This is a genomic window from Acrocarpospora catenulata (assembly GCF_018476525.1).
Lineage (GTDB): Bacteria > Actinomycetota > Actinomycetes > Streptosporangiales > Streptosporangiaceae > Acrocarpospora > Acrocarpospora catenulata.
The window spans coordinates 51,830-70,406 of sequence record NZ_JAHCST010000008.1 but is presented as its reverse complement, the minus strand read 5'-3'; the positions used below and the strand labels follow the sequence as shown (position 1 = coordinate 70,406).

The window sequence follows — 18,577 nt, the reverse complement described above, 5'->3', positions numbered from 1 at the left end:
CGCCGAACCAAAGCCGGTGATCCGCCATCTAAGAGACCATGACGGCTGACGCGCTGCGCCCGGGGGACCCGTCGAGGCTGGGCCGCTACCGGCTGGCGAGCCGGCTCGGCTCGGGTGGCCAGGGCGTCGTCTACGAGGGCTACGACGAGGCGGCCAACCGCGTGGCGGTCAAGGTCCTGCACGCCTACCTGTCGGGCGACTCTCCCCTGCGCCGCCGCTTCACCCGGGAGGTGACCGCCGCCCAGCAGGTGGCGTCGTTCTGCACGGCCCGCATCCGGGACCACGACCTCAAGGGCGAGCGCCCGTACATCGTCACCGAGTTCGTCCCCGGCCCGAGCCTGCGTACGGCGGTGCGGGGGGCTCCGCTCACGGGAGACCGGCTGCACCGGCTGGCCGTGGGCATGGCCACCGCGCTGGCCGCCATCCACCAGGCCGATGTGGTGCACCGTGACCTGAAGCCGGAGAACGTCCTGCTGGGCCCCGACGGGCCGCGGGTGATCGACTTCGGCATCGCCCGGGCCGCGAGCCTGTCGATGACCTCGATGGGCGAGCTGGCCGGCACCCCCATGTACATGGCGCCGGAGCTGTTCTCCGGAGGGCGCGCCGAGCCGGCGGCCGACGTGTTCGCCTGGGGCGCGGTGGTCCTGTTCGCCGCGACGGGACGTGACACGTTCACCGCCCCGACGACGTTCGCGGTCATCAACCGCCTGCTCAATCACGACCCCGACGTCGAGGTCCTGCCCGGTGGGCTGCGGGATCTGGTGCGCGCCGCGCTGTCGAAGGACCCTGCCTCGCGTCCGTCGGCGCAGCGCCTGCTGCTGGCGTTACTCGGCGGCGGCGGGGGCACGACACTGGCCGAGGGCGCCCAGGCCGCCGTCGACGTGCGCCCGCCCGACGGGCCGGCCGACGAACCGGCGCTCGGCGCGGTGGCCGAGAAGGTCTACGCCGGGCTGCCGCCGTCCGAGCGTCAGGTGGCGCGCGATCTGCTGCTGCGGCTGGTGGACGTCCGCGACGGCGAGGAGGTGCCGCGCACCGCCCCGCTGGAGGAGTTGCTCGAGGTACGGCACCCGGCCGCCGAACGGGTGCTCGCCACGCTTGAGCAGGCCGTACTGGTCCGCCGCCGGGAGGACACGGTCGCCATCGGCAACGCCGCCCTGCTGTACGCCTGGCCCAGGCTGCACGAATGGGTGACCGTCGACCGCGACGCGCTCGGCCGGCACCGCGAACTGGGCGAGTCGGCCCGCCGGTGGGCGCGCAACGGCCGCCGCCCTGAGGACCTCCTCCGCGGCACCGCCCTGCGCCAGGCGCTGGACTGGACCGGGGCCACACACCTGACCCTGAACGCCACGGAGCGGGAGTTCGTCGAGGCCAGCAGGACCGGGTCGGCACGGCAGGCCAGGCGACGGCGCCTGGTCACCAGCGGCGTGGTGGTCCTGCTCATCGCCTCGCTCACCGCCGGCGCCCTCGCCTGGGACCAGTCGGTCAGGAACGACGAGACCGGCAGGCGCCTGGCCGGCGAGCAGGCGCGGGCCACGGCCCGGCGGGTGGCGCTGCAGGCGGACGCGCTGCGCGGGACGGACCCGGTGAAGGCGATGCTGCTCAGCGTGGCGGCCTACCGCATAGCCGGCGTCCCCGAGGCGGAATCCGCGGTGCTGAGCTCGCTCGCCCAGCAGGAGCAGTCGGTCTTCACCGATCCCGCCCCGGCCAACGAGGGACGGGCGCTGAGTCCCGACGGGCGTACGCTGATCAGCGCCGGCGCCGACCGGGTGACCGCCTACGACGTGGTGACGGGACTGCCGGTCAGGACCTTCGGCGGGATCGGCGAGGCGCCCGTCACCGCCGCGGTGGGTCCCGACGGTGACACGCTGGCGCTCGCGCGGGGCAAGATGCTGGAGCTGTGGAGCCTGCGGACCGGCCGGCGGCTGGGTGAAGGCCGGTGGGGGCCGGCGGAGATGACGAACAACGACGGCCGCCCGGAAAGCATGGAGTTCAGCCCCGGCGGGGGCTACATCGTCGTCCGCGACAACATAGGCGGGCCGTACGTCGGGTTGTGGAATGTGGCACGTCGGGCGTTGGAGAAAGTGGACGGGTATCTGAGCGGCGCGCGGCTCGGGCCAGGCGACCGCTTCGGCATCGTCAACACGACGCTGCGGACCTTTCCCGACGAGGGAACACCGGCGGACAAGCGGCTCCCCGGCCACCTGCCGGGGTCGGTCCTCGCCTTCAGCCCGGATGGCGCGCTGGCCGCCGTCCAGGAGGACGGCACGACGCTGTGGAATCTGTCCACCGGCAAGCGGGACCGGCGGGTCTTCCCCGGGGACGCCGCCGACGCCATCTTCAGCCCCGACGGCCGCTTCCTGATCACCTTCGCCGACTCCGCGGGTGGGGACCTCACGCTGTGGCGGCTGGCGGACGCGGCCCCGCTCCTCCGGGTGACCATCACATCCAGGATCATCGGCTCCCCACGGCTCGACTCAGGCAATCGCACGCTGAGCATCCTGGACGACGCCGGACGCGTGACCACCTACGACGTCAGCCGGCAGACCGGCCCTCGGCGCGTCCTGCCTCCCGAGGCTCTGCACCCGCAGTTCACCACGTCAGGAGACGCGCTGTTCGCCCTGACGGGCGGCACCGTAAGCAGCTGGTCGGTGCCCGGCTTCACCGAAACCGGGCGATTCGCCGCCCCTGGGAACGAGCTGATCGTGCGGGTCAGCCCCGATGGCCGTACCGTGGTCACCCTCCCCCCGAACGATCACACCGTGGGCCCCACGCTCTGGGACGCCGTGTCCGGGCGGAAGCTCGGCGATCTGCCCGTGATGTCGAATTACTACACGGCGGACATGCAGTTCAGCCCCGACGGCCGCCTGCTCGCCATCGGTCACGCCCTGCCCAACGACTATTACGGCCAGGGCGACGTCGTCCTCGTCGACCTGGCGAGGCGCAGTCAGGTGGCGCGGTTCGACACCGTCGCGGGAGGCGTCCTGTCGTTCAGTTCCGACGGCAGGTTCCTCGTCACCGCCGACGACGGGGGCGCCGACGTCATCGACCTCGTCGCCCGTAAGGTGCTTCCCCACGCGGAAGGCCCCGGCACGCTCGCCCAGCGGTGGATGACGCTCGCGCCGAAGGGGCCGCTGGCCGCGTCGCCGTACGGGAGCAGGGCGGTGGTCCTGTGGGACACCCGCACCTGGCGTACGACGGGTCAGGTGTTCAGGGTGCCGGGAGACGTGGTGGGGGCCAGGTTCTCCCCCGATGGGCGGATTCTGGCGGTCGTCCACGACACCAGGGTGACGCTGTTCGACACGGTCGCGGGCCGGCAGCTCGGTGCCGGCTGGACCGTGACCACCGGCACGTCCGATCCGTACGCGGTGAAGGGCCCCGCGCTCGCTTTCACGGCCGACGGCTCGCTCCTGCGCGTGGTGGGGCGGGACGGCACATACCAGGACCTGCCGACCGATCCCGCGCGGGCCGTCCCTGCCGTGTGCGAGCGGGCGGGGCGCCGGCTCACTCAGGAGGAGTGGCGCGAGCACGTGGGAGCAGACCTGAGCCACCGGGAGGTCTGTCCCGCGATCATCTGACCGGGCCGCGCATTATTTTGATAAACCTTGACTAACATACGCTCCCGTTCCATAGTGAGCCCGTAAACCCCAAAAACACCACGCCTTGGAGGCCGTATAGAGCCCTGAAAATGTTAGCGCTAACAGCGCATACTTCTTTCCCACCCTTGTCGCGACGCCGCAGGTCAGCGTGGATATGGTCGCGCATGCATTCGTGTGACGATCGCCCGCGACTTTCGGCCGACGTCCTATGCCTGAAATTCCCGGCATTAACAGTCACCCTGCAAAGGCAGAGGTTCATCATGACTTTAAGGTCCAGATTCCGGCACCCCAAAAAGGCGCTGCTGTCCGCGGGTGCGGCCATCGCACTCGCCGCCGGTCTGTTGTCCGGCATCTCCACGCCATCACAGGCCGCGACGTCACAGCCGTGTGACATCTACGCCTCAGGCGGCACGCCGTGCGTGGCGGCGCACAGCACGACCCGCGCCCTGTACGCCGCCTACAACGGCGCCCTCTACCAGGTACGCCGCTCCTCGGACAACACCACCAGGGACATCGGCGTCCTGAGCGCGGGCGGAGTCGCCAACGCCGCCACCCAGGATTCGTTCTGCGCCGGCACAACCTGCCTCATCACCATCATTTACGACCAGTCCGGCCGGAACAACCGCCTCACCCAGGCACCCCCCGGCGGGTTCTCCGGCCCGGCCGCGGGCGGATACGACAACCTCGCGATCGCGACCGCGGCACCGGTCAGGATCGGCGGCCAGAAGGCGTACGGGGTCTACGTGGCCCCCGGCACCGGGTACCGCAACAACGCCACCAACGGCGTCGCGAAGGCGGACCAGCCGGAGGGCATGTACGCCATCTTCAACGGCACCCACTACAACAACGGCTGCTGCTTCGACTACGGCAACGCCGAGACCAACAGCCGCGACAACGGCAACGGCACCATGGAGGCCATCTACTTCGGGAACAACACGATCTGGGGCTACGGCGCCGGCAACGGCCCCTGGATCATGGCCGATCTCGAAAACGGCCTGTTCTCCGGGGTGAACCAGAGGTACAACGCCAACGACCCGACCGTGAACCACCGGTTCCTGACCGCCATCGTCAAGGGCGAGCCGAACCACTGGGCCATCCGCGGCGGCAACGCCCAGTCTGGCAGCCTGTCCACCTTCTACAACGGGGTACGCCCGAACGTCGCAGGCTACAACCCGATGAAGAAGGAAGGCGCCATCATCCTCGGTATCGGCGGCGACAACAGCATCAGCGGCACCGGCACCTTCTACGAAGGCGTGATGACCTCCGGTTATCCGTCGGACGCCACCGAGAACGCGGTCCAGGCCAACATCGTCGCCGCCGGCTACGCGACGCCGGCCGGGGGCGCGAACGGCACCCTGACCCCCGACTCGTCGATCTCGCTGCGCGCGACGACGTCCTGCTGCAACACCCGCTACATCCGGCACCAGAACGACAACGCGATCACGTCGGTGATCACCTCGTCCAGCTCGTCCCTCGACAAGAACGACGCCACCTGGATCGTCCGCAGCGGTCTGGCCGGCAGCTCATGCGTGTCGTTCGAATCGAGGAACTACCCCAACAGCTTCCTGCGGCACCGCAACTACCAGTTGTACCGCCAGGCGAACGACGGCACCGCGCTCTTCGCCTCCGACGCGACGTTCTGCCCACAGACCGGACTCAACGGCCAGGGCGCCTCGTTCGCCTCCTACAACTTCCCGACCCGATTCCTCCGCCACTACAACAACACCGTCTACATCGCCGGCAACGGCGGCTCGAACACCTTCGACAGCGCAACCTCCTGGGCCGACGACGTGAGCTGGGTCGTATCCCAGCCCTGGGCATAGACCCCACCGTGCACGAAGCCGCCCCCGGTCCACGGGGGCGGCTCCGCCTCAGGCCGTTCTCAGTATGGTTCTGGTGGCCTTTTCGGGTGACAGACCGGTGTATTTTCCGGCGAAGGCCAGGATGTCCGCGGTCAGGGCCTGTTCTTTGCTCGCGGGAGAGGCGGCGTGGGCGGTGTCGGGTTCCCGGCGCATGAGGATCGGCCGGTCGCTGCTGGTGGCATGTTGAAGGGCCGCGCACATTTTGGTGACGTGAGCCTCTCCGGTCTGTAGATCGGTTACCGCGCCGGCCAAGAGGAATGCGGGATAGGGGACTCCGGGCGTGATGTTGTGGTACGGAGAGTATTCAAGAAGCCATTGGAGTTGTTCGGGGTGGGCGGCGCTACCGAATTCCTCTTTCCAGGTGCATCCCAGGCCGAAGTTTTCGTAGCGCACCATGTCGCACAGCGGGCCTTCGGCGATGACCGCGGCGTACAGGTCTGGTCGCTGGGTGGCGGCGGCGGTGACCAGTAGCCCGCCGCCGGACTGGCCGAAGATCGCCAGTTGGTCGCGGGTCGTCAGACCGGCGTCGATGAGCCAGGTGGCGGCGTCGTTGAAGTCGCTGATCGCGCGGTGTTTGTGCGGTCCACGGCCTGCCTCGTGCCAGCGTTGGCCTTCTTCACCGCCGCCGCGTACACAGGCGATCGCGTACGTGCCACCGGCGCTGACCCATGCGGCCGCCAGGGGGAAGAACCATGGACGCATCGGCATGCCGAAGCTGCCGTAGCCGTAAAGGAGGGTGGGGCGAGGGCCCTCATGCTCTTCGGCCGGGGTGAACAGGAACAGCGTGATCTCAGTGCCGTCGCCGGCGGGATAGCGAACGCTGCGGCTGCGGATTCCCGCGGTACGCCCGGCTGTTGTGGCGCCGGTTTCCTGTTCGGTCCTCCCGCTGGTGGCGTCGTAGCGATAGATCGTGGGTGGAGTGGTCACGTCGCAGTAGCTGAACCATGCGTGACGTCCGTAGGGCAGGTTCGTGCGCAGGGATGACACGACGCCCGCGCCGGGAAGGGGCAGGCTGGTGAGCGGTTGGCCGCTGGCGAGATCGTGCAGGGTCAGGATGGAGATGCCGTGGCGGGCGCGCGCCACCAGCAGGAGGGGCCGTTGAAGCGCCGGGTCTTCCAGGACCAGGCACTCGTCCAAGGGGGCCTCGCGATCCTCGGCCACCAGCGTGCGCCATGCGGCCGGGTCGGCGTCGTGCCGGTCCGCCACACAGACGCGGCCGCACGGGGCCAGGTAGTCGGTGACCAGCAGCAGGTTGTTGTCCGCGAGGAAGCGTGGGAGAACCCGGGCGCCCAGGGTGGCTCCGTCCACGATCTTGACGAACTGCGGGGCTTCCGGGTCGATGAGCTCGGCCACGTACACGTCGTTGTATGAGGCAGGCCCGGCCATCGCGGTGATCGCCAGATGGCGGCCGTCGGCGCTGACCGTGAGCCCGTAGTAGTGGTCTGGGGCGTCGTCGCCGCCGAACACCACCGTGTTGGTCTGCCAGGGCGTACCGACCCGGTGCAACCTCACCCTGCGCTGCAGGCGCATGTCGCCGGGGGCCAGTTCTTCGTCCGGAACACGGCTGACGTAGTAGAACGCGTCCCCGCCCGGCAGCCAGGCCAGCGAGGTGTTGCGGGCGCGCGGCAACGGCCCGTCCACCGCCTCCCCGGTACGCACGTCCAGCACCATGATGTCGCTGCCGGGCTGCTCGGCGACCTCCATCTGGACGGCGACACGTTCGCCCTCGCGCGATGGCCACCAGGCGTAAAGCCCGGTACGGCCGGACGGATCGAGCTCTACCGGGTCGACCAGCACCCGCCTGTTCCGTTCCGCGTCGATGACGAGCAGGCGCCGTTGCTCATCCCCGCGGAGCTGCTCGGCGAGGAACATGACCGAACCACGCACCATCGGAGGCTCCGACACGCCGAAGGACGACACCTGATCCACCAGGACCGCCCACGATCGCGTCTCCCGCCATCCGCCGCGGTAGGCGTGGAATAGACAATCCTGGGCCGCGGCCCAGGCCTGCACGCGTGCGTCACCGCCGTCTTCCAGCCACCGGTAGGGGTCGGGAACCGGGAATCCGAACAGGTCCTCCACCACGTCGCTGCGCCAAGCGGCAGGGTAAAACAATCGCGCCATAAACGCCCCCCGGATGTCGCCCTACCTGCCGTAGATCGAGGTACTGCGGCGTATACGCACGCAGTACCTCGACTCACTCAGTTACGACTGGCCGCGAAGAATGTCCGCCTGCCAGTTGCGCACGCCCCCAATACGGGGAGCCGGGCCGGTAGAACTATACGGTAGGTAGCCGTACATATCATCCTCCCGAATCTGTTGCTTCGCCCAGAATGAGCGAGTTCGGCAGCAGATATCCCCTTGGCTGCGATCGATAAACACCGGCATCACTCTCGGCCAATGAGCGCGAATTCCCCTGAATCCTCGGCACACGCGAATCAGAGAGCCTGCTGATCCTATCGGCCATAATCCTGCTAAAACTTCATGAAAGAGCGGGTCTTCTCGTCCCATTCAATCTTGGTGTGGCAGTCGCCCTCAGCCCTGGCCGCAGACGGCTGGACGAGCCGCCAGATGCCAGACGATGGCCGGGCGACCCGCCACCTCCCTCTTGTTTCGAACATGTGATCTAAAACTTCTGGAATCGGAGGTCCGGTCAAAGTTACGATCTTGCCGATCGCCGGCCGTGCTGCTCGGCCGGCTCTCCACGCTGACGGGGCGCCGAGATCGCCCCACGACCGGACGGGAGATCGAACTTGAGACGTGCACTGGTCGCGTTAGGTGTCGGATTCAGCCTGTTGGGTTCCGCAGTCGTCGCTCAACCGGCACAGGCCGCGAGTGTGCTGGCGGTCCCGTTGGCTCCCACCCTGACGGCGGCTCAGCAGGTCGCGAGGTTCTGGCTCGCCGACGGAGCCGTCAACCTGAGGAACGCCACGCCGTACAACATCTGGACCGCGGTCAGCGGAGAACGCCTGTCGACGGACATCGTTCCGGACGGCCTTCCCACTTCCCTCCCTCCGGTGGAGGGGCCTTCGCCGGAGGGGAGCATGCCCACGACCTTGGGCAAGGTGTTCTTCATCGGTAGCGACCTCCAGCCGCACTGGTGCACCGGCACAGCGGTGCAATCGCCCTACCGGAACATCGTCGCGACAGCGGCTCACTGCCTGCTGGACGTCGAGGCCCCGGCCGGCCCGCTTACCAAGTGGGTCTTCGTCCCCGGTTACTCCGAAGAGAGCGTGACCCCGTTCGGCCTGTACGTCGGGAAGCAGGCCGTCGTCCACTATGACTTCGACGACATCCGGGACTACGACCGCGACTACGCCTTCATCAACGTGTACAGCGGCGTCGTCTCCCCTGCTCCGGACGTACTGACCAATGTCGGAAGGCTGGTCGACAACGTCGGCGCCCAAGGGCTCGCGTTCAACCGGCCGCTCGCGCCCACGGCCGACGTCTTCGGCTATCCCGCCGGCCCCAACCCCGACGGCAGCCAGCCCTACACGGGTGAGACCCTCGAACAGTCGACCGGATCGACGTTCACGATGGACGTCACGGGCTTCCACGCAGACCGGCCCATCGGCGTGGACTCCCCGTTCACCGGTGAAGGCTCCCTTGGGTCCCCATGGCTGACCGATTACTCGGCCGACAGCCGTACCGGCTACCTCAACGGCATCACGATCAGCGTTTCCGATACAGATGGCGACGACCGCTACGACACCGGCGTCTCGTCGTACTTCGACACCGAGTCGTACGCGGTCTACCGGGCCGCCATCAAGAACTGGACCGGCCAAATCGCTTGAACAGCCCGCCGCGTCCGCCCAGTGGGGCGGGCGCGGCGATGGTCATCGGCCGTGTCCCTCGAACTCGCCGACGCTGTCCGCTCGGGCCGGTAGGAGCAGGGCGGTGATGACCACGGCCACCGACAGCACCGCGCCGATGACGAAGGCCAGCCGCATGCCGCCGAGGTTGGCGAGCGTCTCCGTGGCTCCCGCGGATCTGAGGGCATCGGCCCGCGCGCCCATGACGGTGATCACGAACGCGGTGCCGATGGCCGCGGAGACCTGCTGCAGCGTGCTCAGAATCGAACTGCCGTGTGAGTAGAGCGGCGGCGGAACCGCGCCGAGCCCGAGGGTGAACACGGGGGTGAAGGTGGCGGCCAGACTCACCATCAGCAGCGCGTGCAGACCGAGGATCAGCCAGAACGGCATGGTCATCGTGACCTGGGTGAGGCCGGTGAGCGCGACCGTGATCCCGATCGCGCCGGGGATGACCAGAACCCGGCCGCCGAACCGGTCGAACAGGCGGCCGACGGCCGGCCCGAGCAGCCCCATCGCGAGGCCGCCCGGCATCACCAGCAGCCCCGTCTGCAGGGCGCTGAGCTCGCGGACGTTCTGCAGGTACAGCGGCAGCAGAACCATCGAGCCGAGCATGGCCATGAAGGCCACCGACATCAGGATCAGCGCGACCGTGTAGGTGCGGTAGCGCAGGGTACGCAGGTCCAGCAGCGGCACGCCCCGCTTCTGCAACGACAACTGGCGGACGACGAAGACGGCGATGGCGACCAGTCCGGCCGCCGCGATCGCGGCGGCGACGCGGACGTCACCGCTCTCGAAGCGGCTGAGCCCGTAGACCAGGCCGCCGAAGCCTGCCCCCGCGGTCACCACGCTCCACCAGTCGATGGTGCTGAACTGAGGCACTCCGACGTTCTCCAGGTGCTTCAGACCGCGCCACGTGATCAAACCGGCGATGGGAAGCACCACGGCGAACAGCAACCGCCAGGACCCGAACTGGAGGATCACCCCCGAGACCGCCGGACCCATGGCGGGCGCGACCGAGATGGCCAGGGTGACGTTGCCCATCACCCGCCCCCGGTCCCCCTCGGGCACCACCTGCATCAGCGTGGTCATCAGCAGTGGCATCATCACCGCCGTCCCGGACGCCTGGATGATGCGGGCGGCCAGCAGCACCCCGAACGACGGCGCGACAGCGGCCAGGGCCGTGCCGAGCAGGAACAGACCCATCGCGGTGGTGTACGCGGTGCGGGTGGTCACCCGTTGCAGGAACCAGCCGGTGATCGGGATGACCGCGGCCATGGTCAGCATGAAGGCGGTCGAGAGCCACTGCGCGGTCTGCTCGGTGATGTGCAACGCGTCCATCAGCCGCGGGATCGCGTTGATCATGATCGTTTCGTTGAGGATCACCACGAACGTGGCGAGCACCAGCAGCCGGATCACGACCGGGGTGCGGCCCGAGACGGCGGTCGCGGACTTGGCAGGTGAGTCGAGTTGGTCGAGCTGGGGGCTGGGCACGGTACCTCAATCGTCGTCGTCGTTGCTGGTGTCCCAGCCTCAGGTCTCACAAGAAGGTCTGGTCACGCCAAGCATGACCGGCACCACCGACAAAAACTCGCCGCCCGGTCTCAGCATTCCGGCAAGAGACTCAAAACCACCCATTTTTCACCAGCAGCGGACGGCACGAAGTGGCGTGACGGGCGAGGCCGACCGGCTCCCGGCGCCCGGAATGTACGGTTGCGGGAGATGATCTTTATCGGCGCGCACGCCCAGAGCTCGTACTTCGGCCACGGCTCTCCCGGGGGGAGAGTACGGCAGCTGGCTGCACCACCACACGCTCCACCGTCCGTTGATCACACCGCTACGGCCGAAAAGGCCGGGCGGCGCTTGGTACATGGGATGCTTGCTTTGCTATGTCTGCGGTTTTGCCCTTTCGAGTTATTCGGGCCATGGCGTTCGCTGTGGTCTGTGTTGGGCTGGCCGCGGTGGCGCACACGTTCGGCGGAGGGTCGCTGTCCGGGCCGAGCGTTGGTGCGGGGTTCGCGGTCACGTTCGGTGGGGCCTTGGCGATGGCCGGGCGGGAACGGGCATTGACCACGATCATGCCGGTTCTGGGCGGGCTGCAGATCCTGTTGCACCTCATGTTCGCCCTTACGCACGCCGCCGCTGTGGGGCCGGTCGCCAAGCATGTCCACTCGGAGCTGACGCCGGATGCCGGCATGGCCATCCTGCATGTCTGGGCGGTTGTGGTGACCGCCGTGTGGCTGGCCAGGGGCGAGGCCGCGTTGTGGGCCTTGCTGCGGATGGTCGAGGCTCGGCTGCCGCGGCTGCTCAAGGCACCGAGCGATCTTCCCGTTGTTCCGGTTTTCCTGGGTGCGGGCGAACGGGTTTGTCCGGTTCCGGTATGGAACGCCGGACGGCCGATCAGGCGGCGCGGGCCTCCTTTCTGGGAGTAAGTCCCCTTTCCCCCTGAAGACTCCAGGCGCCGATCGATGATCGTGCGCCGGTTCCTGCTGCGTGCATGGCCGCAGCGGGAGCGAAAGCAAGGAACATGATCATGTCCGAATCCGAGTTTCCCCTCGTGCAGTTCCTGCGGAACGAGATGGATCCGGTGGCCGAACTGGCGCGTATCCGTACGGAACAGCCGGTCTTTCCGCTCCCCATGCCGGATGGCTCGACCGTCTGGCTCGTCACGCGTTATGACGACGTACGGACCGTACTGGGTGACCACGAACGGTTCAGCAATGACTTCGGCAATATCGTCGCGGTCGGATCGCAACAGGAGGACCCGGGCGGGCTGGGTTTCCGTGACCCGCCCGAACACACGCGGCTGCGGAAGATGCTCACGCCCGAGTTCACGGTACGGCGGCTTCAGCGACTGGAGCCCCGTATCCGGGTCATCGTCGAAGAGCATCTGGACGCCATCGAGAAGATGGGACCGCCGGTCGATCTGGTGCGCGAGTTCGCGCTTCCGATTCCGTCGCTCGTGGTGTGCGAGTTGCTCGGGGTTCCGTACCAGGATCGCCAGGAGTTTCTCCGGTTCAGCGCCGACCGGTTCGACTTCACGGCCGGGCCAGAGGCGTCACTTCAGGCGATCAACGACTCCATGGCGTACCTGACCGAGTTGGTCGGACGGGAGCGGCTCGCGCCCGGTGACGGACTGCTCGGCACGCTGATCCGCCAGTACGGGACGGAGGTCACCGACCGGGAGCTGGCCAGTCTGGCCGACGGCATGCTGACCGGCGGACACGACACCAGCACGAGCATGCTGGCTCTCGGAACGCTCTGGTTGCTCCGGAATCCTGAGCAGGCGGCGCTGGTACGGGAGCGGGACGACCATGTCGACCGCGTAGTGGAGGAGTTGCTGCGCTACCTCACCGTGGTGCAGGTGGCCTTTCCGCGGTTCGCCCGTACGGATCTGGTGCTGGCCGGCCAGGAGATCACGCGTGGTCAGATGGTGCTCTGCTCGCTTGCCGCCGCCAACCGGGATCCGGCACTGGGCCCGTCGATGGACACCGTTCTCCCGGACCGGGAGACCCGATCGCATCTGGCCTTCGGCCACGGTATTCACCGCTGTGTCGGTGCCCCGCTCGCGCAACTGGAACTGCGCATCGCATTCCCGGCCCTGTTGCGCCGGTTTCCTGATCTCCGCCTGGCCGGGGAGCCCGCGTTCCGGACGTTGGCCATTGTCTACGGCCTGGACGAACTGCCGGTCGCCTGGTGATGCCGTAAGGCATTCACTCCACCCCTTTCAGACTTCCGCCGAATGGCGGCTTCCAAGGAGTACTCGTGGCGTTCAAGTCACCTCAGAACACAACGGCGAGCGGTGCTCGCGCCAAGATCGACGCCGCCCGCGCGCAGGACCGGCGCAGGGCCGCGCGGAAGCGGAACATGACCATCGTCGCGAGCCTGGTCGCCGCCTTCGCCGTCATCGTCGCGGTCTTCCTCGCGGTCGACCCGGGATCCGGGCCGGACGGCGACACGCTGGCGGCCGGTGAGTCCCGGTACGTACGGTCGGACAGCCACCGGCTCACCACGGCCGCCGACGGCAAGGTCACCCTGGTGGAGTTCCTGGACTTCGAATGTGAGGCGTGCCGCGGGATGTACCCGCTGGTGGAGAGCCTCCGCAAGGAGTACGAGGGCCGGGTGACCTTCGTCGTCCGCTACTTCCCGCTGCCGGGTCACTTCAACGCCGAGCGGGCCGCCCGCGCGGTGGAGGCCGCCGCCCAGCAGGACAAGTTCGAGATCATGTACCAGCGGATGTACCAGACCCAGACAGAGTGGGGCGAGAAGCGGACGCCGGCCGACGAGTACTTCCGCGGCCTGGCCCAAGGGCTCGGGATGGACATGGCGGCCTGGCAGAAGGCGTACGAGGATCCGGCGACGCTGGCGCGGGTCAAGAAGGACGTCGCCGACGGGCAGGCGCTCGGTGTCCAGGGCACGCCGACTTTCTACCTGAACGGCACGCTCGTGCAGGTCCAGATGCAGGACGATCTGAAGAAGGCCATTGATGCAGCGCTCGCCGGATGACCTGACGCTCTCTGGCGACGAGCAGATCGCCGGGGAGGCCGACCGTCCCTTCGCGCGGTCGCTGCCGTGGCTGCTGCTGGTCGGCGGTCTCGTCGGGTTCGCGGCGGCGTTCACCCTCACGGTGGAGAAGATCGCGCTGCTGCGGGATCCCGACTACGTGCCGACGTGCAGCATCAATCCGATCCTGTCCTGCGGATCGGTGATGCGTACACCGCAGGCGGAGGTGTTCGGATTCCCCAACCCGCTGATCGGCGTGGCCGCGTTCGCCGCGCTGGCGGCGATCGGCGCGGCGATGCTGGCCGGGGCGCGCCCGCGCCCGTGGTTCTGGGCCGGGTTGCAGGCGGGCGTCACTTTCGGCGTGGTCTTCGTGCACTGGCTGATCTGGCAGAGCCTGTACGTGATCGGTGCGCTCTGCCCGTACTGCATGGTGGTCTGGGTGGTCACGATCCTGCTCTTCTGGTACGTCACCCTGGTCAACCTGGGACGGACCCGAGCGGGCCGTCTGCTGGCGGAATATCACGCCGTCGCGCTGACGGCGTGGTTCCTGCTGATCATCGGTTTGATCACCGTCAGGTTCTGGGACTACTGGAGTTCCCTGATCTGAGACACCGCTTGGTCGCGGGGGGCGCGGTCCCCCCGCGACCTGGCTGGTGAACATTTCACGCCGATCATCCGTTCTGGGAAGGCGCTGCCAGGTCATGACGACCGGGAGCCACGCTGTCTTCCGTCGCAGGACCGCCGGTGCGATGCTGCCGGTAAGCCAGTCCGGGCTCGCCCTCCCGGGAGCCGCCTTGATGACGATCAGACGAGTGCTCGTGGCGACACTCCTGGGCGCGAGCGTGATGCTCACCGTTCCCGGCCCCGCCACCGCCGCCGCGACCGCCGTCTCGTACGGCATGACCACCAACTGGGGCGAAGGTTTCCAGTCGCAACTGACCGTGGTGCCCGGCGAAGCCGTGACCACCTGGACGATCGAGTTCGATCTCGCCGCCCAGCAGGAGGTCAGGGCCGCGTTCCACGCCGACTTCACCCAGACCGGACGGCACGTCGTACTGTTCAACCGCCCGTTCAACGGAGCCGTCCCCGCGGGTGGCATGCTGAGCGTCGCGATCCAGATCGACAACCCTGGTCTGATCAACGTGCCACCGGCCGGTTTCACCGTCAACGGCCAGCCCGCGACGTACACGCCTCAGCCGTACCTGCTGGCGAGCGTCGCCCGAGGGCGGCTGCCCGAGGGCGGCACGCTCTCCTTCAACGTGCGGATCACCCAGATGCCCACCACGGACATCACCGTCGAAGTGGGCAGCGGCAACATCGGCCCCGATGTCGTCGTGACCCCGCGGACGCTCACCTTCGTCAACAATCCGAGGCTCTGGAACACCCCTCAGACGCTCACCGTCACCAGGCCGGAAGGCGCCGACACCAGCAGGCCCGTGTTCATCCCGATCATCCAGCGCGGGGGCAAACCGGCGTACGCCATGGAGGCGGTCATCATCGATCCGTCCGACTAGACGGGCCGCGTGATCACTTGAACTCGATCCAGTTGATGCTCACCATGTCGCCGGGCTGGTCGGCGGAGAAGGCGAGCACCACGGTGTGCTTCCCGGTCACCGGAGCGATATCCTCCTCCACCGTCTTCCAGGTCTGCCAGCCCCCCGTGTTGGGGATGCCGAGGACGCCGATGGAATTGGCACTGTCGTCGAGCAGAACGCTGATTCTTCCGCCGACGTTCTGCGGCGCGCTGCTCGCCAGCCGGACCCGCATACGGGTCGCCGAACTCGTGCCGAAGTCGATCTCGTAGGCGAGTCGATCGCCCCTGCCTATCCCGGCGACGGCGCTCTGTCCGCCCGTGATGTCACTGGTGTTCTCGACGCGCACGTCCCTGGCGGCGCGGGTGAACCGCTCGGCCTCGATCCGGGGAACACCGCCCACGCCGGGGAGGCTGGGCTCAGGGGGCTCTGCGATCCGCGCCGCGAAGGGCGCGCCGATGGTGGTGACCGCCGCGATGGCCAGGGCCGACAGCGGCGCGGCCAGCCCGCGTACGCTCCGCAGCCCCCGGATCCGGTGCCACGGCTCCCGGGCGATCCGCATCAGCCGCCACTCCCAGAACAGCCCGAGCGTGAGGGCGAGCAGCGTCACCTCCGCGAGGACGATCGCGAGCAGCCGGAGTTTGTCTCCTGGCGGTTCCGGGCCGACGAACCGCGGCAGGAGCGCCGCCACCTCGATGGCCAGGGTTGCGACGAGCACGTGCGCGGCCTTGGAGAGCGGGGAGTCACCGCGGATCCGCGGATAGAAGTAGCCGTAGATCAGCCCGAACAAGGGCAACCCGAAAATCGTACGCACCGCGATCAGGTACGCCACGGGCTCGGACTGCGCGCTGAAGGGCTGCTTGTAGACGAGCGTGATCGGGACCGTCACCGCGAACGCCACCAGGAATCCGGCGACGCCGTTCTGCCATGGCGTACGCCCGCCGGATGTGGCGAAGGCCAGGTCGGGGTGGACGGTGCCCGCCTGGTCGGACGCTTCCGCCGCGATGGCGCGTTCAAGCGCGGTGCGCTGCTCCTCGAACGCCGCCACGGTCATATCCCCGGTGCCCAGCCTGGCCCGCCCGGTGCGGTACAGGTGGCGCAGTGCCAGGCGCATGAACCGGCGACGGAGCGACGCACCGACCACCGCGGCGTGCGCCTCGGCCGTGATCGTGGCGAATTCGGCCGAGCGCCGCGACGCCGTACCGGAGAGCAGCCACCAGACGGCCGCCAGTGCGACCAGAGCCGCGATTCCGATGGTGTCGAACGACGCGGGATACAGATGAAGCGCCACGGCCACGAACGCCACCGACGCGCGGGTCTCGCTGGAGGCGACCGCCGTGGACCGCTGCCCGAGCCGCCGAAGGCGGAGCACCAGCAGGATGAGGAGCAGCAACGGTGCGGTGTTCGCCGCGAGGGCGGGCCAGTCCAACGTGCCTTTCAGTGCCCACTGAGCGACGTAGACGGCGATGGTGGCCAGTAGCAGGACGAGCACCTGCGCTCCCGTCCAACCGCCCGCGCTCACCGCGATGGCCGCGGCCAGAATGACCAGCCAGATGAGTGTGCCGGTGATCTGCGCCAAGTCGAACTGCTCATCCAGCGCATGACTGCTTACCGCGAGGATCACACCGACAGCCGCGATCGCCACCCCCGCGACGGGCAGCGCCATGCGACGCAGCGGCTTGATCACCCCGAACAGCACGGGCACCCCGACGACCAGCAGGACCGCGGGCCATCGGATGTGCTCCACGCCCTGCCCCACCGCGAGTGCCGTCAGCCCCACCCCGGCGGCGAGCAGGACCGCCGAGCCGATGAGCACATCACGGCGGGGCCAGCGCGGCCACCCGAGCCTGCGTACCGCGTGGTTGACCGCGAGGACGCAGACCAGGGCCGCCCAGATCAGCCACGCCACGTCAGTCTGCGCTCCGCCGACGAAGATGGATGCGGCGAGCAGTACGACGATCCCGCCCGCCAGGAAACGGTTGAGGCGCCGCCGCCACCAGGCTCGGCCCAGCCATTGCACGATCAGCACGATCAGCGCGACGACTGTCACCGAGATCAGCAGCAGTTCTCGCGCCGCGGTCAGATCTGGATCGGCTTCTTCGGCGAGCGTGGCCGGCGCATCGGTTAGTGTGCCGCCTTCCTGCAGATATGCGATAAGGTCCGGTACTTCTTCGCCGGACCGGACAAGAGCGATGCGGGTCTCCGGGCCGCCTACGACGTCCAGGGCTCCCGTGCTCATCTTGGCCGGAACCTGTCCGGCCACTCCGGCCACGTCCCAGCCCTTGAAGCGGATGTGGATGGCGTGCGAATTGACCGCCGGTTCGTCATACGAGCCCGAGTTGATGAATGGGCCCAACTCCAGCCCGAGCAGCGGGGTTTCCTCGGGGTACCTGCTGTATCCGAGGCCCCGGACGGTGACGACGGCGCCACCATTGGAATCGGGGGTCACCTTCGGCGGGAAGAAAAAGGTCTCCAGGTAGGCGGTGGAGTCGTCCGTGTCTATATGGCCGAGTCCTCCCTGGATGAAGGCCGTGCTGTACTTGGACGCTTTTGTTGACCGGACATCCGCGAGGAGCGGGTCGCCGGAGTTCAACTGGACGGTGTGCACGATCGAAATCTTCACGAATTTGGACTCGGCGGGTGGGGCGTCCGGACGGGACACGTATTTCTCGAGTTCGGCCATGAGCGGAAACTTTTCCACCTCCGCCAAGGCCGCCGGTTCCACGGTCACTGTGGTCCGGGCGGTGCGGGCCGGGTGCCCCGTGGCCCCCCATCCGTCGAAGTTCGGATAGCTGGATTCCTCGTATACGCCGTTGAACTCGGCCTTTACGCAGGGCTCCGTATCAGGTGCGAAGGTGGGCGACTCCTCCACCGGGCCGGGAGAGCTGGTGCTGGTGACGGTCACGGTCGGACAGGAGGCAGGAGTCTCCAGGGTCTGTCTCTGCCGCTCGGGGAAGCTCACGGCCGCCCAGAAACAACCCCCGACAATGACCAAAAATATCAAGGCGCCGAAAAGTAGGCGATACAGGGATCGCGACATTTAGAATTCCGCCCCGTGGTCGATCCATTTCGCCGTCGAGTCAATTTGTACCAAACAATATGCGCAATTTCCAGATAGTTACTCAAAGCGTGACAAAGGCTGCCAGTCCGGGAGGGAGCACACAGAGCTTGACAGTCTCCCGGCGGTTCGGGGATAACTCCGCAACTGGCCGCTGTCATACCGAGCCAGAGATTCGTAACTCAAGCCATCAACTGTCTCTAGCGCCTCTGCCGTA

11 protein-coding genes are annotated in these 18,577 nt (G+C 67.9%); 8 read left to right on the top strand and 3 right to left on the bottom strand.

Annotated elements, in window-relative coordinates:
- Window positions 1-38 precede the first annotated feature (38 nt).
- Together KIP79_RS10440 and KIP79_RS10435 are read left to right on the top strand one after the other, a co-directional pair.
- Complete coding sequence (locus KIP79_RS10440; RefSeq protein ID WP_214104514.1) at window positions 39-3,575, top strand: WD40 repeat domain-containing serine/threonine protein kinase; 3,537 nt, start codon at window positions 39-41, stop codon at window positions 3,573-3,575.
- A 281-nt stretch (window positions 3,576-3,856) separates the two neighbouring features.
- Entirely contained in the window at window positions 3,857-5,419 is a 1,563-nt protein-coding gene (locus KIP79_RS10435) for an alpha-L-arabinofuranosidase B (protein WP_214104513.1), read from the top strand.
- Between the two features lie 48 nt (window positions 5,420-5,467).
- Here the strand turns inward: KIP79_RS10435 and KIP79_RS10430 are convergent, their stop codons facing one another.
- The gene (locus KIP79_RS10430; protein WP_214104512.1) at window positions 5,468-7,582 is read right to left on the bottom strand and encodes a prolyl oligopeptidase family serine peptidase; all 2,115 of its coding nucleotides are present in this window, start codon (window positions 7,580-7,582) and stop codon (window positions 5,468-5,470) included.
- 671 nt (window positions 7,583-8,253) lie between these two features.
- On the opposite strand from KIP79_RS10430, the gene KIP79_RS10425 reads away from it, so the two are divergent.
- Window positions 8,254-9,252, top strand: coding sequence for a trypsin-like serine peptidase (locus tag KIP79_RS10425; protein WP_250213009.1), 999 nt, complete (start codon window positions 8,254-8,256; stop codon window positions 9,250-9,252).
- A gap of 42 nt (window positions 9,253-9,294) precedes the next feature.
- Here KIP79_RS10425 and KIP79_RS10420 read toward each other — a convergent pair whose 3' ends face one another.
- Complete coding sequence (locus KIP79_RS10420) at window positions 9,295-10,761, bottom strand: MDR family MFS transporter (protein ID WP_308169658.1); 1,467 nt, start codon at window positions 10,759-10,761, stop codon at window positions 9,295-9,297.
- Between the two features lie 431 nt (window positions 10,762-11,192).
- Between KIP79_RS10420 and KIP79_RS10415 the strand changes: the two genes are divergently transcribed.
- The 5 genes from KIP79_RS10415 (at window position 11,193) to KIP79_RS10395 (ending at window position 15,284) form a co-directional block, all read left to right on the top strand.
- Complete coding sequence (locus KIP79_RS10415; protein WP_214104510.1) at window positions 11,193-11,699, top strand: MFS transporter; 507 nt, start codon at window positions 11,193-11,195, stop codon at window positions 11,697-11,699.
- 101 nt (window positions 11,700-11,800) lie between these two features.
- Complete coding sequence (locus KIP79_RS10410; protein ID WP_250213008.1) at window positions 11,801-12,967, top strand: cytochrome P450; 1,167 nt, start codon at window positions 11,801-11,803, stop codon at window positions 12,965-12,967.
- Window positions 12,968-13,032: 65 nt separating this feature from the next.
- The gene (locus tag KIP79_RS10405) at window positions 13,033-13,773 is read left to right on the top strand and encodes a DsbA family protein (protein WP_308169657.1); all 741 of its coding nucleotides are present in this window, start codon (window positions 13,033-13,035) and stop codon (window positions 13,771-13,773) included.
- A complete protein-coding gene (locus KIP79_RS10400; RefSeq protein ID WP_214104509.1) occupies window positions 13,754-14,377 on the top strand; it encodes a vitamin K epoxide reductase family protein in 624 nt (207 codons plus the stop codon). The genes KIP79_RS10405 and KIP79_RS10400 overlap by 20 nt, the downstream gene beginning before the upstream one ends.
- 190 nt (window positions 14,378-14,567) lie before the next feature.
- The gene (locus tag KIP79_RS10395; RefSeq protein WP_214104508.1) at window positions 14,568-15,284 is read left to right on the top strand and encodes a cellulose binding domain-containing protein; all 717 of its coding nucleotides are present in this window, start codon (window positions 14,568-14,570) and stop codon (window positions 15,282-15,284) included.
- Between the two features lie 13 nt (window positions 15,285-15,297).
- Here the strand turns inward: KIP79_RS10395 and KIP79_RS49340 are convergent, their stop codons facing one another.
- Window positions 15,298-18,207: a carbohydrate-binding protein gene (locus tag KIP79_RS49340; RefSeq protein WP_214104507.1), complete on the bottom strand. Its 2,910-nt coding sequence runs from the start codon at window positions 18,205-18,207 to the stop codon at window positions 15,298-15,300.
- Between the last annotated feature and the right edge of the window lie 370 nt (window positions 18,208-18,577).